The organism is Cellulomonas sp. ICMP 17802 (assembly GCF_041295535.1).
Lineage (GTDB): Bacteria > Actinomycetota > Actinomycetes > Actinomycetales > Cellulomonadaceae > Cellulomonas.
The window spans coordinates 15,557-30,682 of record NZ_JBGFQZ010000008.1 but is presented as its reverse complement, the minus strand read 5'-3'; the positions used below and the strand labels follow the sequence as shown (position 1 = coordinate 30,682).

Genomic DNA, 15,126 nt, shown 5'->3' with positions numbered 1-15,126 from the left:
TCCCTGGAGGTTCTCATGACTACCGTCCCCGCCGTCCCGTCGCCGGCCCACCCACAGCTCCGGCGCGGTGCGCTCGTCGTCGCGCTCGTCGTCGTCGCCCTGGCTGCGCTGACGATCACGCTGGTCTCCGCGTGGCTGCGTCCGCTGGGTGCCGGGGCGCCTGCTGAGGTGCCCGCGCAGGTGCCCGCCGCACCACCCGCGTACCTGTCCGGCGGCTCCGTCTACGACGAGCAGGTTCCCGCTGCCGGCCTGTCGGACACCTACGGCCCGGGCAGCGCGATCTACGACCAGCAGGTGCCGCCCGCGGCCCGCGGCGTCGTGAGCACCGAGCGGCCGCGGTTCACCGCGACCTTCCCGGTCGGTGCGCCGCAGGGTTGACGGCCCGTGCCGACGACGACCTCTAGGCCGCGGCGAACGCCCGCTCGAGCTCGTCGGCGGTCGGTGGCACGGCTCCGACGCGGGCGACCGTCAGCGCGGCCGCCTGCACGGAGCGGGCCAGCACCTGCTCCACCACGGGCGCGCCCGACCGCAGCCAGCGCATGCCGGTGTCCGCTTCGAGGGTCAGCGCGCTGTCGATGAGCGTCGACATGAAGGCGTCCCCGCCGCCGACGCCCTGCTCGGCGTGGAGCACGTCGATGCCCGGCACGTCGACGACGCCGCGGGCCGTGACGGCGGACGCGCCGCGCGGCCCGCGGGTCAGCACGACGAGGTCGGGCCCGCGGTGCAGCCAGTCGGTCAGCACCTCGAGCGGGTCGTCGTCGGGGTAGAGGAAGTCGAGGTCGCGCTCGCTCGCCTTGACGATCCCCGCCAGCTCCACGAACTCCAGCGTCCTGCGCCGGGCCTCGTCGCGGCCGCCGACGAGGGCGGGCTCGATCCTCGGGTCGAACGTGATCAGGGACCGCCCGTGCGCGCGGGAGACCAGGTCCAGCACGGTCGCCGCCCCCGGGGCGAGGTAGGCCGCGACCGAGCCGGCGTGGACGGCGCGCGCGCTGACCTCGCCGGGACCGGACGCGGGCTCCCACTGGATGCGGAAGTCGTGCCGCGCCGAGCCGTCGCCCCGGAGCACCGCCCGCGCGACCGACGACGACGCCAGGCTGACCGACGAGTCGGACAGCCCGACCCCCGACGCCGCGAGGTACTCCGTGATCTCCTGGCCGCGCTCGTCGGGACCGATCGCCGTGTGCAGCAGGGTGTCACGCCCGAGGCGCGCCAGCCCGACCGCGATGTTGCCTGCGCTACCGCCCACCCGCTCGCGGATGGTCATGCCGTCGTCGTGCACGTCGATGAGCGCTTCGCCGACGACGAGCACATCGTGTCGTGGGTCCATGATCGTCCTCGGTTCGCTGCCTGGGGGTTGTCGGGTGGCACCCCGAGGCCCGGGAGCCGAGCTCGAACCGGGGCCTCGGGACGCTTGTCCACGAGCGTCGCACACGGCTCGTTTCGGCCAGATTTCCCCAGGGCGAACACTCGGGGTCGACCGGCTTTTCACCCGGTCGGGTGGATCAGGCCGTGCCGAGCTTCTCGTCGAAGAAGTCCAGCACCCGCGCCACGGCGCCCTCGTCGCGGTGCTCGGTGAGCGTGCTGTGCCGAGCGCCCGGCAGGTCGACCGCGAGGAAGTTCTCCCCGAGGGCCCGGCGCAGCGTGTCGAACCGCGTGCCGACGGCGCGGTCGTCCGCGTACCGGACGCCGAGCACCTGGCAGCCGGCGGCGACCTTCGCCCGCACCGCGGCGACATCGTCGGGGCCGAGACCCAGGTCCGCGGCGCGCCGGCGACCGACCGGGAACGGGGACGCGGGCTGCGCGAGCACCGGGGCGGCGACCGGCGCGTCGGCCAGCATCGCGAGCGCGAACCCGCCGGTGAAGCACATGCCCACCGCACCGACGCCCGGGCCGCCCAGCTCGGCGTGCAGGTCGCGGGCGAGGGACTGCAGCCAGCCCGCGACGGGGCTGGTCCGGCCGAGCGCGAAGGCGTGGAACTCCCGGCTCACGCAGACCCGGGTCAGCGAGCCGAGCACGGCCCGGGCCGACGAGGGCTCCCCCGGCGTCCCGAACAGCACCGGCATCACCACGGTGTGCCCGCGCGCCACGATGTCCTCGCCGAACCGGATGCACTCGGGCGTCAGCCCCGGGAGCTCGTGGATCATCACGACGCCCGGCCCGGTGCCCTTGCGGTAGGTCGGGTGCGTGACGCCGTCGGCGGTGTGCTCCCCGACGACCCAACCCTCGAGCGGACCCATCCGGGCAGCGTAGCCACGGCACCGCCCGCACACTCAAAGGGTGTTCCCAGCCTGACGGCCTACCGTGCACCCAAGAGCCGAGCCGTCCGGGAGGAACCATGGCAACCGAGCCTGTCCCCACCGCTGCCCCCGCACCGGCCGCAGCACCCGTCCCGCCGGTGCCCACCGGTCCCGCCGGTCCCGCCGCGCCGCCGCCGCGCCCGCCCGAGCCGTCCGCGCCGGTGGGCTGGGTCATCGCCGCCATGATCCTGTTCTGGCCGACGGGCATCCCCGCGCTGCTGGCCTCGCACCGCGCGGCCCGGGCGTTCGGCGCGGCCGACACCCCGGTCGCGTTCCGCGAGGCCGCCAACGCCCGCCGCTGGGGCATCATCAGCGTCATCGTGGGCGGGTCCCTCATCGCGCTCGCCGTCCTGGCCTCGATCGCGTGGCTCGTGATCGCCGCGTTCGTCGTGAGCACGGGCATCGACGACGGTCAGTGGCAGCAGGGGCCGAACCGCTCGCACGTCCTGCCGTTCGACCGGCCGGACATGCCCGGGATGCCCGACCGGCAGGGGTCCGGCAACTAGCTGGCGTCCACCATGCGAGAGCCCGCCGGCTCACTCTTGACTGAGCCCCGGGCGGGTGCTGGTGTGTGCTCCGCCAGCGCGGGGTCGCCCCCGCCTCGTGCGCCTCGAGGAAGGGAGAACCGATGACCGCCACCCGCGTCGCCGCGGCTCCCTCCCGCCTGCGGTCCTGTCCGGCCTGCTGTCAGCAGCACTGACGCTCCCACCCGGCCCACGCCGGGAACAGGCCCGTCCGATCGCGCCCCCTCGGCCGCGCGACCGGTCCGCAGACGCACCCGAGAGGCACCGCCATGACCGTCGACCTGTCCACCCGTCCGACCCCGCCCGCACCCGTCACGCTCGGCGTCGACGAGCTCAGCGCCCTGACCCGCGAGATCGCCGCCCGCACCGCGCTGTGGCGCCCGCTGGTCCGCTTCCAGCAGAGCGGCCGCTGGTGGACCCGCCTCGACGGGCCACCCGGCGTCGACGTGTGGCTGCTCACCTGGCTGCAGTCGCAGGGCACCGAGCTGCACGACCACGGCAGCTCGTCGGCCGCGTTCACCATCGCCGCCGGCACGCTGACCGAGATCCGGCCCGACCGGGACGGGCGGCTGGTGCCGCGGCAGTTCCGGGCCGGCCGCACGCAGACCGTGGCGCCCGGCGAGCTCCACGACGTGGTGAACACCTGGTCCGAGCCGGCCGTGAGCATCCACGCCTACTCGGTCCCGCTGACCCGCATGACCTACTGGGCGCGCGCCGCCGACGGCACCCTGGTGCCCAGCCGCACGGTGGAGACGGACGAGCCGGAGTCGCAGGCATGAGCGCGGTGCGGCGCCGGACCATCGACGAGGTGCTCGCCCACGCGCGCGCCGGCCTGCAGCGGCTGTCCCCGGACGAGGCCTGGGACGCGATCGGGCGCGGCGCGCTGCTGGTCGACATCCGCCCGGCGGGCCAGCGCGCGGCGGAGGGTGACGTGCCGCAGGCCGTCGTGATCGAGCGCAACGTGCTCGAGTGGCGCCTCGACCCCGCCAGCGACCACCGGCTCCCGCAGGCCACCGGGTACGACCTGCAGGTCGTCGTGCTCTGCTCGGAGGGCTACACGTCCAGCCTCGCCGCCGCCGCGCTGCAGGACCTCGGGCTGGACCGCGCGACCGACGTCGTCGGCGGGTTCCACGCCTGGTCCGCCGCAGGGCTGCCGACGACGCAGCAGGGCCGCGTCCTGGTGGGCGGCTAGAGACCGATCGTCGCGAGCACCGGCCGGTGATCGGACCCGGGCTTGCCGCGGCGCGCGTTCGGGTCGTCGGTGATCGACGGGACCGGTCCCGCGTCGTTGGTGGTGACCGCCCCGTCGGGGACCAGCCCGACCAGGACGTGGCTGACGAAGATGTGGTCGATCAGCTCGCGGCGGCCGCGGTACTCCCGGCTGAACCGCTGCGCCTGCGGGATGCGCGCCGCGAGGTTCCACAGCCGCTGCCGGTCGCCCTTGTCGGGCGCGTCGAAGCCACCGGTGCCGATCTCCGAGCCCGTCGGCCCCTGCAGGATCTGGGTGGTGGCGGCCTCGGGCTCGTCGTTCAGGTCCCCGAGCACGACGACCGCCGACCCCTCGTCGCCGAGCCGGCGCGTCGCGGCGGCACGCACGGTGACCGCCTCGGCCGCGCGCCTGGTCAGCGCGTACGACGCGAACCGTGCCCGCTCGCCCTCGTCGTCCGTCGAGAACCGCTCGCCGGGGAACGTCAGCAGCTTCGACTTGAGGTGACACGTGATGACGTCCACCGGGTGACCCCCGACGTGCACCCGGACCTGCAGCGCCGGCCGGCCCATGGCGGACATCGCCGGGCCGGTGTCGTCGACGTGGATGGCCCGCAGCCGGGTCGGGAACCGGCGCCACTCCTGCACGTGCGTCAACGGCAGGCGGGACAGGAAGCCGACGCGGATCCCGCGGGTGTCCGGGTCGGCGGTCTCGAGGTGCCACGCCCCGCCGGCCCGGTCGGCCAGGTCCTCGAGCGCCGTCACGTCGCCGACCTCCTGCACGCCCAGGACGTCCGGCGCCATCGCCACGATCACGGCGGCCAGGCTGGCGAGCTTCTCCTCGTAGTCCGCGGCGGTGACCGGTCCGGCGGCGCCGCCCGGCAGGAACAGGTTCTCCAGGTTCCACGTGCCGATGCGCACCATGGTCTCCACCCCCACGAGTTCCCTCGTGTCTACTCCCCCGACGAAACGCGGCACAAGGCAACGGGCGCGGTGGCGGCGCGGCCCAGGCTTCCCGACGCGACCCCCCGGCTACTGTGGGCGCAGGTGCGCAGGGGTTGCGAAGGAGGACCGTGCCACGGTTGACGAGTGCCGATGTGGCCCGGGAGAGCGGCGTCTCGCGGACGACGGTGAGCTACGTCCTGAACGGCAAGCCCGGCGTCGCCATCCCCGAGGCGACGCGGCAGCGGGTGCGTGACGCCGCCGCACGGCTGGGCTACACGCCGTCGGCCGCCGCGCGGACCTTGCGCTCGGGTCGCAGCGACCTGGTGCTCTGCGTGCTGCCCGACTGGACCATCGGGCCGGTCATCGACACCCTGCTCGACCACCTCACGGCCGAGCTGGCCGAACGAGGGCTCTCCGTCCTGGTGCACCACGACCGCGGCCCTCGCCCGCTCGCCGAGCTCTGGCGGGCGGTGACCCCCCGTGCCGTGCTCGGGCTGGCGCCGTTCGCCGAGGAGGACGCGCGCGCGATGCGCCAGGCCGGCATCCAGGTGGTGGGCAGCGCCCTCGACGAGGACGACCACCCGGGGACCTTCTCGGTCCCGCAGGTCCGCATCGGGCAGCTGCAGGTGGAGCACCTGGCCGCCCGGGGCCACCGGGTCGTCGCGTTCGCCGCGCCCAGCGACGACCGGCTGGCGGCGTTCGCCGACCGACGGCTGGCCGGCGTCGTGCTGGAGTGCGAGCGGCTGGGGCTGCCCGCACCGTCGGTGCAGGCCGTCGACCTGGACGTGGAGCCCGCCGCCGCCGCGGTCCGGCACTGGCGGTCGGGCGCGGACCCGGTGACTGCCGTGGCCGCGTACAACGACGAGGTGGCGCTCGCCGTGCTGTCCGGGCTGCGGGCCGAGGGCCTCCGGGTGCCGCAGGACGTCGCCGTGATCGGGGTCGACGACATCCCCGCGGCCCGGCTGGCCGCGCCGGCCCTGACCACCGTGTGGCAGGCGATCGACGCGCAGGCCACCTATCTGGCGGCCGCGGTGCTCGCCGCCCTGGACGGGAACCTCGAGCCCCCCGCGCTGCCGAGCGACCTGCTGCACGTGGTCGCACGCGAGTCGACCTGAGGCACCGAGCCCGGCTTCGCACGACGTCGAGGAGCGTGTGATGGCGAGCGTCACCCCGTGGTTGCAGGTCGCCGACGCCGACGCGGCGCTGGAGTTCTACCGGCGCGCGTGGGGTGCGGTGGTGCTCGAGCAGCTCGACGACGACGGGCACGTCGCGGTCGCCCTGCTGTCCGTCGACGGCGCGGAGTTCTGGGTGCAGTCCGGTGGCCACGCGGCCGCGGACGCGCCCGACGACCCGCCCGTGCGGATGATCCTCACGGTCGCCGACCCGCACGCCGCACACGCGTCGGCCGTGGCCGCCGGGGCCACCGAGATCTTCGCGGTGGGCGAGGGGAACGGCTGGCTGGTCGGGCGGCTGGCAGACCCGTCCGGGCACCACTGGGAGGTCGGTCACCGGCTGACCGACTGATCGCGGGCCGTCGGCGACCATCCGGTCAATTCACTCGAACGGGGCAGACACACACGGGTTGACTCGTGTCACTAGCGGCAATAACGTGTGCCCGGCGGCAGCGACCGATCACCGCGACCGCCCGCGAAGACGACGACGTCCCTGCACACACGCTCCCCGCGGAGCACCCCGGAGATGCGCTCGAGCGCCTCTCCCCCGCGCCTGCCCACGACGCCCCGCGCGCCTTCGTCGCGCCCGTCGCCCGCCGGCGTTCCGACGACCGCCACCCGAGAGGTGCACTGCCATGCCTGCTCTTCCGTCCTCCCCTGCCCGGCGCCCTCGCGCGCTGCGCTGGTCGACCCGCGTCGCCGTCGTCGCGGTCGGCCTCGCGACGGCCGCGCTCACCGGCGCGGGCGGCGCCACCGCCGCCGTCCCACCCACCCCGTCCGGCTGGACCCAGCAGTTCGCCGACGACTTCACCGGCGCCGCGAACACCGGGCTCAACACGGCGAGCTGGCTCTACGACCTCGGGCACGGCTACCCCGGCGGCGCCGCGAACTGGGGCACGGGCGAGATCGAGTCGAACACCAGCAGCACCGCGAACGTCTACCAGGACGGCGCCGGGCACCTGGTGATCAAGCCGGTCCGCGACGCGTCGGGCAGCTGGACCAGCGGGCGGGTCGAGACCCAGCGCACCGACTTCGCCGCACCGGCGGGCGGGAAGCTCCGGTTCGAGGCCTCCCTGCAGCAGCCGAACGTCAGCGGGGCGGCGGCCGCCGGGTACTGGCCCGCGTTCTGGGCCTTGGGTGCCGCCGCGCGCGGCACCGGAGCCAGCGGCTGGCCCGGCATCGGTGAGATCGACCTCATGGAGGACATCAACGGGCGCAGCTCGGAGTTCGCCACGCTGCACTGCGGCGTCTCGCCGGGCGGCCCGTGCAACGAGACCACCGGCCTCGGCAGCGGCGAGCGCGCCTGCCCCGGCTGCCAGACGGGGTTCCACACCTACGCCATGGAGCTCGACCGCAGCGTCTCGCCCGAGCAGATCCGCTGGTACCTCGACGGGAGCAACTTCTTCACGGTCAACGCCAACCAGGTCGACGCCACCACCTGGAACAACGCGACCCACCACGGCTTCTTCATGATCCTCAACGTCGCGATCGGCGGCGGCTTCCCCGACGCGTTCGGCGGCGGGCCCACCGGTGCCACCCAGTCCGGGGTCCCGATGGTCGTCGACTACGTGGCCGCGTACACGTCGGGCGGCGGCACGATGCCCCCGCCCGCCGGCGGCGGGTCGCTGACCAACGCGAACGGGATGTGCCTGGACAACAACGCCCAGAGCACGGCCAACGGCAACAAGGTCCAGATCTGGGGCTGCAACGGCACGGTCGCCCAGCAGTGGACCTTCGTGCAGGCCGGCACCACCTTGCACGTGCAGGGCAAGTGCCTCGACATCGCCGGCGGCGGCACCGCCAACGGCACCAAGGTCCAGCTCTGGGACTGCAACACCACCGGCGCGCAGGTCTGGATCCCGCAGAACGGCGGCTACTACAACCCCGCGTCCAACCGGTGCCTCGACGATCCCGCGGCCTCCACGACCGCCGGCACCCAGGTCCAGATCTGGGACTGCAACGGCAGCAGCGCCCAGAAGTGGACCCTGCACAGCTGACCGCCCGCCCGGTGCCGGGGAGCTCCACCTCCCCGGCACCACCCCCCTGCCCGCACACGAGAAGGAGCAGTCGATGAGGACCAGGTTGCTAGGAGCGCTCGCTGCGCTCGCGGTCACCGTGGCGACGGCGGTCGCCACGGCCCCCACGGCACAGGCGGTCGGCCCCGACCGGTTGCCCGTGACGATCACGAACTCCAGCGGCCGCGCAGAGGCGGTCTACGTGTACGTGCTCGGCACCAACCTGAGCACGGGCCGGCTCGGGTACGTCAACGCGGCGGGCACGTTCACCGCGTGGCCCGCGGGGTCGAACCCGCCGTCGCCCGCGCCCGACGTGTCGATCGCCGGACCGGGCAACGGCGGCAGCACGACGATCCAGGTGCCGCGCGGCATCTCCGGCCGCATCTACTTCGCGCTCGGCGAGAAGCTCAGGTTCTTCCTCACGCCCGACGGGCTGGTCCAGCCCGCGCCCTGGGCCGCGGGGGACGCCAACCAGAACATCCTGTTCGACTGGAGCGAGTTCACCTACAACGACGCCGGGCTGTGGCTGAACAGCTCGCAGGTCGACATGTTCGCCGTGCCGCACACGGTCACCGTGACCGACGCGGCCGGCACCAGGCGCTCCGGCGCCCTCGTCGCCGACGGCCGCGACAGCACGATCAACGGGATCGCCGCCCAGCCGGGCTGGGCGAGCACGATGGTCCGGCGCTCGGACGGCACCGTCCTGCGGGTCCTGGCCCCGGGCAAGGCGGCCGGCGCGGGACTGCTGAGCAGCACGTACCTCGACCCGTACATCAGCTCCGCCTGGGGCGCCTACGCGAGCAAGACGCTCACGGTGGTCCCGTTCGCGGACCAGCCGGGCACGAAGTATTTCGGCCGCACCTCGGGCACGGTGATGACGTTCACCAACGCGTCCGGGGCGCAGGTGGCGTCGTTCACCCGGCCGAGCAGCGCGGACGTCTGGGGCTGCGACGGAGCGCTGCACGCCCCGAACGACCTCGTCGTCGGCCCCATCGCCCGCACCCTGTGCGCCGCCCTGAACCGGGGCACGCTCGGCACGGTCGACACGCAGCCGAGCACCGACGCGTCGGCGTTCTACCGGAGCAACCCGACCAACCAGTACGCGCGGATCATCCACGCCAACATGGCGGACGGGAAGGCGTACGCGTTCGCGTTCGACGACGTGGGCAACTTCGAGTCCCTGGTCAACGCAGGCTCACCGTCGGCCGCGGGCCTGGTCATCCAGCCCTTCACGGGTGGCGGCGGGACCACGCCCCCGCCCGCCGGCGGCGGGTCGCTGACCAACGCGAACGGGATGTGCCTGGACAACAACGCCCAGAGCACGGCCAACGGCAACAAGGTCCAGATCTGGGGCTGCAACGGCACGGTCGCCCAGCAGTGGACCTTCGTGCAGGCCGGCACCACCTTGCACGTGCAGGGCAAGTGCCTCGACATCGCCGGCGGCGGCACCGCCAACGGCACCAAGGTCCAGCTCTGGGACTGCAACACCACCGGCGCGCAGGTCTGGATCCCGCAGAACGGCGGCTACTACAACCCCGCGTCCAACCGGTGCCTCGACGACCCGGCCGCCTCCACGACCGCCGGCACCCAGGTCCAGATCTGGGACTGCAACGGCAGCAGCGCCCAGAAGTGGACCCTGCACAGCTGACCGAGGACCCGTCCGGCACGGCGCACCCGTCGTGCCGGACGGCCCCCGGGGAGCACGATGGCGGTGCCCTCATCCCTCGGCCCGGGAGACCCGCCATGACCCGACAGAGCGTGCACACCGACCGAGCGCCCGCCGCGCTCGGCCCCTACAGCCAGGCGATCGTCGCCGGCGGGCTCGTCTTCTGCTCCGGCACAGCCGGCATCGACCCGACCACCGGAGAGATCCCCGACGGCATCGAGGCCCAGACCGACCTCGCGCTGCGCAACCTCGCGGCGACGCTCGAGGCCGCGGGGTCGTCGATGGACGACCTGGTCAAGACCACGATCTTCTACGCCGACGTCGCCGACTTCGCCGCGCTCAACGCCGTCTACGCCCGGCACATGCCGACGCCACCGCCGGCGCGGTCCGCGCCCGCCAACGTCCGGCTCCCCCGCGGGCTGCTCGTGTCCATCGACGCCATCGCGACGGCCTCCGGCACCTGACGGCGTCAGGAGCCGGCGAGGATCCTCGCCGCCAGCTGCGGCAGGTCGACCAGGGCGAGCCTGATCGACGAGTCGCTGCACCCGTAGGGCAGCACGAGAGTGTCGCCGTGCACCAGGCCCCCGCAGGAGTAGACGACGTTCGGCACGTACCCGTCCCGCTCGTCGGCCTCGGGGGTCAGCAGCGGCGCCGCCAGGCTGCCGAGGACGCGGCGCGGGTCGTCGAGGTCCAGCAGCAGCGCACCGATGCTGTACCGGCGCATCGGCCCGACGCCGTGCGTGAGCACCAGCCAGCCGGCGGAGGTCTCGACGGGTGACCCGCAGTTGCCTGCCTGGACGATCTCCCAGGCCCGCGCCGGGGCGCGCAGGGTGCCGAGGTCGTCCCAGTGCCGCAGGTCGCTGGACGCGGCCAGCGAGTTGCTCTCCCGGTCCCACCGCGACAGCGCGAGGTACTGGCCGCCGACCCGTCGCGGGAACAGCGCCATGCCCTTGTTCTTCGCCCCCGGCCCGGTGAGCCGGCTCATGCGGAACGTGGTGAAGTCCTCGGTCGCGACGAGGTGCGGCGCCACGGACTCGCCGTCGAACGCGGTGTACGTGCCCAGATAGCTGCGCCGGGCGCCGTCGGGCTCGACCTCGACCAGGCGCAGGTCCTCGACGCCGTGCCGCTCCGCGGGGCTGCCGGGCAGCAGCACGCGGGAGTCCATCGCACTGGCCTCCGGGAACGCCACGCCGTACGTGCACGCCGCGAGCCACTCCAGCCGCGGGCTCCCCTCGAGCGCTTCCGCGCCGAAGGTCGCCGGGAGTGTCCGCAGCAGCGCGTCGGCGTCCCCCGGGTCTCCCCCGAGCTCCTCGTTCTGCCGGCGCAGGTCGTCGCGCGAGTGCCGGGTCTCCAGCCTGCCGGGCACGGTCGTCGTGGGTCCCGGGGTGTCGAACGTGATCTCGTCGGAGGCGTCGACGACGCCGGTCCGCAGCTCGACGCAGGAGACGTGCCCCTCGCCGACACCCCGGACGCTCATCACGAACCGGGTGCTCCCCGCCGGCAGGCCGCCCTGGTCGGGGTGCGCGACCATCGACGGGTTGAACAGGGCGGCCGACTCGATCGCGTACTCCTGGCTCATGCACGCGCCGATGAGCCGACGCCGCTCGAGCGAGAGCGCCCCCGAGTCGGCCACGTGGGGCGCGACCAGCGCGAAGCGAGCGTCGAGCAGCGCCGGGAGGTCGTGGTGGCGGGTGCTGAACGACGTCAGGACCTCGATCAGCGCGGCGTCGACCTCGGCGTCGGGCAGCGCGAGCAGGCGGCCCAGGACGGCGCTCCGGCGCGAGATGCCCGCCCCGGAGATCTCCTCGCCCGGCAGGAAGGGCGAGCTGACCACACGTGTCGCGTCGGGCCGCAGGACGTGGTGCGTGCGCCGGACCAGGGCACCGGCGTCGACCTGCGTCATGCGACGGCCTGGACCAGCGCGAGGCGTCCGAGCTGCAGGGTCGACAGCGCCGCGAGGGTCGACTCGGCGCCCTGGTTCTGGTTGACGCCGTGTGCGTGCAGGCCGTCGTAGCCGCCGCCCGTGACCCCGTCGTAGAGCCTCGTCCCGGAGTCGTTGTCGCCCAGGAACCAGCCGACGCACCGGTCGAGGTACGCCAGCCAGACCTCTTGCCGCGTCGCGCAGAAGGCCCGCCAGCACGCCTCGGCGAGGGCGGCGACCTCGATCGGCTGCTGGTCGAAGCCGGGCCGCTCGTCGCCCGGCCGCCGACCGCCCACGGGCGTCATCGAGAGCCGGCCGTCGTGGGTCTCCTGCTCGACGAGCCAGTGCAGAAGCTCGAGCCCGGCTAGGAGGGTGGCGGCGTCCGCCAGCGCCGTGCCGATGGCGACCAGCGCCTCCGGCAGCAGCGCGTTGGCGTAGGTGAGCCGCGCGTCGGGCCACGGCCACGACGGGTCGCTCGGCTGCGCCAGGAGCGTGCGCGCGTCCACCAGCAGACCCAGTGCCGCGCGGTTGCCGGGGCGCACCTCGAGCACCTCGGCGGCGCCGAGCGCCGCGTAGGCCATCGCGTGCCACCACGGCGACCGCCGCTCGAGGCTCACCGCGGCGGCGTCCAGCGCGGCGCCCCGGACCCGGGCGTCGGGCGTCGTCGCCGCGGCCGTGCCCAGGGCCCACAGCGCGCGACCCCAGTGGTCCTCGACGGTGGCGGCGTCGGTCCAGCGGCCGGCCTCGTCGCGCCGGTTGTGGAACCGGCCCAGACCGTCCTGGGCGAACAGCGTGAAGCGCAGGTAGGTCGCGGTGAGGCCCTCGACCTGCGAGGTCGGGTGCGGCTGGCGCGCCGTGACCACCAGGGCGCGCGCCACGTCGTCCAGGCAGTAGCCGTGCTCGGGCCGGGGCTCGGTGAGCAGGGCGTGCTCGAACAGGCCGATGGGGGTGCTCAGGTGCGCCAGGTGGTCGAAGACCGGTGCCGGATACATCAGGCGGCCGACAGCGCGCGCGCGTGCACGAGCCCGGCGCCGAGGACCACGTACTGCCGCGCCACCGCGGTCCACAGCAGGCTGGGCGCCAGGGCGCGGGACGCCGCCGCCATCGACGGCGCGAGGCCCGGCTCGGTGAGCACCCGTCGCAGCGCGTCACGGATAGCGGCGGGGTCGCGGCGCGGCACCAGGATCCCCGCGCCCCCGGACAACAGCTCCACGGCGTGCGGGAACGCGGTCGAGACGACCGGCTTGCCCGCGACGACGGCCTCGGTCAGCACGCCCGACGTCACCTGGTCCGGCGAGTCGTACGGCAGGAGCACGACGTCGGCCGCGCGCACGATGCGCTGCAGGGTCGGGACGTCGAGGTACCGGGCGTCGAACTGCACCATGGGCGCGATGTCGAGGCGGTCGACCAGTCGCTCGAGCCGGCGGCGGTACGCCTCGCCGTCACGCTCGAGGACCTTCGGGTGGGTCTCGCCGACGATCCGGTACATCGGCCGCGGTCGCAGGTCGGCCAGGCCGGCGAGCGCCTCGAGCGCCCACTCGATGCCCTTTCCCTCGCCCAGCAGCCCCCAGGTGAGCACCGTCGGCACCGGCCGTGCCCCGGGGCCTGTCGGCGTCGCGACGACACCCTCGCCGGACCGGTCGTCGTGCGCGCCGTGGGCGATCACCGTGACGGACCCGGGGTCGACGCCCCACCCCTCGATCAGCCTCTGGCGGCCCGCCTCGGTCATGGTGACCGTCACCGACGACGCGGCGACGACCCGCGCCAGAACCTCGTGCTGGTGCGGGGTCGGGTCGGCCAGGACCGTGTGCAGGACCGTGATGACCGGCACGTGCACACGCGCCAGGACGTCGAGGACGTCGGCACCGTCGGGACCGCCGAAGATCCCGTACTCGTGCTGCACCAGCGCGACGTCGCACGCGTCGAGCGCCGCAGCGGCCGCCCGTGCCTGGTCCGGTGCGCCGGTCACCAGCTGGTGGGAGACGAGGGGAACCGGCGGCTGCGGGCCGTCGACGACGCGGACGACCGAGACCTCGGCACCCGCGTCGACGAGGTGCGTGGCCAGGGCCGACGAAAAGGTGGCCAGACCGCACTGGGTGGGGGGAAAGGTGCTGAGGACGCCGAACCTGATGGCCATGGAGGCCCTTCGAGCTGTGGTGCTTCGCAGCGGAGTGCGCTACCGACCTCGGGCGGGGCCTGATCGACATCCCCGGGCGTCCTGACCCGGGGAGGACTGCTCGCCGCCGGGCCGTGCACCGCGTGGCTAGGCTACCAGTCGCGGCCCGTCCCCCCCGGGGACCACCGGCCGCCCCAGCCGCGGAGGCACCCCGTCAAGATCGCCGTCCTCGCCTCGATCGCCCACCGCACGCCGCCCCGCTCCTACGGGCCGTGGGAGCAGGTCGCGTCGACCCTGACCGAGGGTCTGGCGGCCCGCGGTCACGACGTCACCCTGTTCGCCACGGCCGACTCGCTGACCGGCGCGCACCTGCACGCCGAGGCGCCGACGGGCTACGAGGAGGACCCGACGATCGACGTGAAGGTGTGCGAGTCGCTGCACATCGCCGCGGTCTACGAGCGGGCCGCCCGGTTCGACGTGATCTCCAACCAGTTCGACTTCCTGCCGCTGACCTACAGCCGCCTCGTCGCCACGCCCGTCGTCACCACGGTGCACGGCTTCTCGTCCGAGCGCATCGTGCGCGTCTACCGGGCCTACGACGACGTGGCGCACTACGTCTCGATCAGCGACTCCGACCGGCACCCGGACCTCACCTACGCGGCGACGATCCACCACGGGCTCGACCTCGGGCAGTTCACGCCCGGGGCGGGCGACGGCGGCTACCTGCTGTTCCTCGGGCGGATCCACCCCGACAAAGGCACCCACCTCGCCGTCGAGGTCGCGCGCCGGACCGGGCTGCCGCTCGTCATCGCGGGCGTGGTGCACGACGAGGGGTACTTCCGGGCGCTCGTCGAGCCGCACGTCGACGGCTCGCGGGTGCGCTTCGTCGGCTCGGTGGGGCCGACCGAGAGAGACCGGCTGCTGGGCGGTGCGGTGGCCCTGCTGCACCTGATCGACTTCGACGAGCCGTTCGGGCTGTCGGTGGTCGAGGCGCTCGCCGCGGGCACGCCGGTGGTCGCGACGCCGCGCGGATCGATGCCCGAGCTGCTCCGGGACGGCGTCACCGGCTTCCTCGTCAGGGACGCGGACGAGGCGGTCGCGGCCGTCGGTCGGCTGTCGGCGATCGACCGTCGGGACTGTCGTCGCGACGCCGAGTCGCGCTTCAGCGCGGCACGCATGGTGGACGCGTACGAGGAGCTCTTCGAACGGATCGTCGCCGGGCGCTCCTAGGGGGCGCGCGCGGACGCGAGCCGCAGCATGATGG

The 15,126-nt window shown here is 74.2% G+C and carries 16 protein-coding genes; 10 read left to right on the top strand and 6 right to left on the bottom strand.

Annotated features, from left to right (window positions below):
* Positions 1–15 precede the first annotated feature (15 nt).
* Positions 16–378, top strand: coding sequence for a hypothetical protein (locus tag AB5970_RS09020; RefSeq protein ID WP_370503598.1), 363 nt, complete (start codon positions 16–18; stop codon positions 376–378).
* A gap of 22 nt (positions 379–400) precedes the next feature.
* Here AB5970_RS09020 and AB5970_RS09015 read toward each other — a convergent pair whose 3' ends face one another.
* Both AB5970_RS09015 and AB5970_RS09010 read right to left on the bottom strand, forming a co-directional pair.
* Positions 401–1,327 (bottom strand): PfkB family carbohydrate kinase, encoded by a 927-nt coding sequence (locus tag AB5970_RS09015; protein WP_370503597.1) that lies wholly within the window; start codon positions 1,325–1,327, stop codon positions 401–403.
* Between the two features lie 175 nt (positions 1,328–1,502).
* Positions 1,503–2,237 carry a dienelactone hydrolase family protein gene (locus tag AB5970_RS09010; protein ID WP_370503596.1) on the bottom strand — a complete coding sequence of 245 codons (735 nt, stop codon included), beginning with the start codon at positions 2,235–2,237 and terminating at the stop codon, positions 1,503–1,505.
* A gap of 98 nt (positions 2,238–2,335) precedes the next feature.
* Between AB5970_RS09010 and AB5970_RS09005 the strand changes: the two genes are divergently transcribed.
* The 3 genes from AB5970_RS09005 to AB5970_RS08995 all read left to right on the top strand — a co-directional run bounded on the left by AB5970_RS09005 (position 2,336) and on the right by AB5970_RS08995 (position 4,013).
* The gene (locus tag AB5970_RS09005; RefSeq protein ID WP_370503595.1) at positions 2,336–2,803 is read left to right on the top strand and encodes a CD225/dispanin family protein; all 468 of its coding nucleotides are present in this window, start codon (positions 2,336–2,338) and stop codon (positions 2,801–2,803) included.
* Between the two features lie 287 nt (positions 2,804–3,090).
* Positions 3,091–3,600: a cysteine dioxygenase gene (locus tag AB5970_RS09000; protein WP_370503594.1), complete on the top strand. Its 510-nt coding sequence runs from the start codon at positions 3,091–3,093 to the stop codon at positions 3,598–3,600.
* On the top strand, positions 3,597–4,013 hold the full coding sequence (locus AB5970_RS08995) for a rhodanese-like domain-containing protein (protein WP_370503593.1): 417 nt from the start codon (positions 3,597–3,599) through the stop codon (positions 4,011–4,013). The genes AB5970_RS09000 and AB5970_RS08995 overlap by 4 nt, the downstream gene beginning before the upstream one ends.
* Here AB5970_RS08995 and AB5970_RS08990 read toward each other — a convergent pair.
* A complete protein-coding gene (locus tag AB5970_RS08990; protein WP_370503592.1) occupies positions 4,010–4,951 on the bottom strand; it encodes an endonuclease/exonuclease/phosphatase family protein in 942 nt (313 codons plus the stop codon). The two genes, AB5970_RS08995 and AB5970_RS08990, sit on opposite strands and share 4 nt — an antisense overlap.
* A 113-nt stretch (positions 4,952–5,064) precedes the next feature.
* Between AB5970_RS08990 and AB5970_RS08985 the strand changes: the two genes are divergently transcribed.
* From AB5970_RS08985 to AB5970_RS08965, 5 genes are all read left to right on the top strand, one after another.
* On the top strand, positions 5,065–6,087 hold the full coding sequence (locus AB5970_RS08985) for a LacI family DNA-binding transcriptional regulator (RefSeq protein ID WP_370503591.1): 1,023 nt from the start codon (positions 5,065–5,067) through the stop codon (positions 6,085–6,087).
* A gap of 40 nt (positions 6,088–6,127) precedes the next feature.
* Positions 6,128–6,496, top strand: coding sequence for a VOC family protein (locus AB5970_RS08980; protein ID WP_370503590.1), 369 nt, complete (start codon positions 6,128–6,130; stop codon positions 6,494–6,496).
* A gap of 283 nt (positions 6,497–6,779) precedes the next feature.
* Complete coding sequence (locus tag AB5970_RS08975) at positions 6,780–8,141, top strand: ricin-type beta-trefoil lectin domain protein (RefSeq protein WP_370503589.1); 1,362 nt, start codon at positions 6,780–6,782, stop codon at positions 8,139–8,141.
* Between the two features lie 73 nt (positions 8,142–8,214).
* Complete coding sequence (locus AB5970_RS08970) at positions 8,215–9,807, top strand: beta-1,3-glucanase family protein (RefSeq protein WP_370503588.1); 1,593 nt, start codon at positions 8,215–8,217, stop codon at positions 9,805–9,807.
* 95 nt (positions 9,808–9,902) lie between these two features.
* Positions 9,903–10,289, top strand: a complete 387-nt coding sequence (locus tag AB5970_RS08965) for a Rid family detoxifying hydrolase (RefSeq protein WP_370503587.1) — start codon at positions 9,903–9,905, stop codon at positions 10,287–10,289.
* A gap of 5 nt (positions 10,290–10,294) precedes the next feature.
* Here AB5970_RS08965 and AB5970_RS08960 read toward each other — a convergent pair whose 3' ends face one another.
* Genes AB5970_RS08960 through AB5970_RS08950 form a run of 3 tightly spaced genes read right to left on the bottom strand, consistent with a single transcriptional unit; the run spans position 10,295 to position 13,883 of the window.
* Positions 10,295–11,728: a glycoside hydrolase family 130 protein gene (locus AB5970_RS08960; protein WP_370503586.1), complete on the bottom strand. Its 1,434-nt coding sequence runs from the start codon at positions 11,726–11,728 to the stop codon at positions 10,295–10,297.
* Entirely contained in the window at positions 11,725–12,738 is a 1,014-nt protein-coding gene (locus AB5970_RS08955; RefSeq protein ID WP_370503585.1) for a glycosyltransferase, read from the bottom strand. The genes AB5970_RS08960 and AB5970_RS08955 overlap by 4 nt, the downstream gene beginning before the upstream one ends.
* On the bottom strand, positions 12,738–13,883 hold the full coding sequence (locus tag AB5970_RS08950; RefSeq protein WP_370503584.1) for a glycosyltransferase: 1,146 nt from the start codon (positions 13,881–13,883) through the stop codon (positions 12,738–12,740). The genes AB5970_RS08955 and AB5970_RS08950 overlap by 1 nt, the downstream gene beginning before the upstream one ends.
* A 396-nt stretch (positions 13,884–14,279) precedes the next feature.
* Between AB5970_RS08950 and AB5970_RS08945 the strand changes: the two genes are divergently transcribed.
* Complete coding sequence (locus AB5970_RS08945; protein ID WP_404990639.1) at positions 14,280–15,092, top strand: glycosyltransferase family 4 protein; 813 nt, start codon at positions 14,280–14,282, stop codon at positions 15,090–15,092.
* The last annotated feature ends 34 nt before the right edge of the window (positions 15,093–15,126 follow it).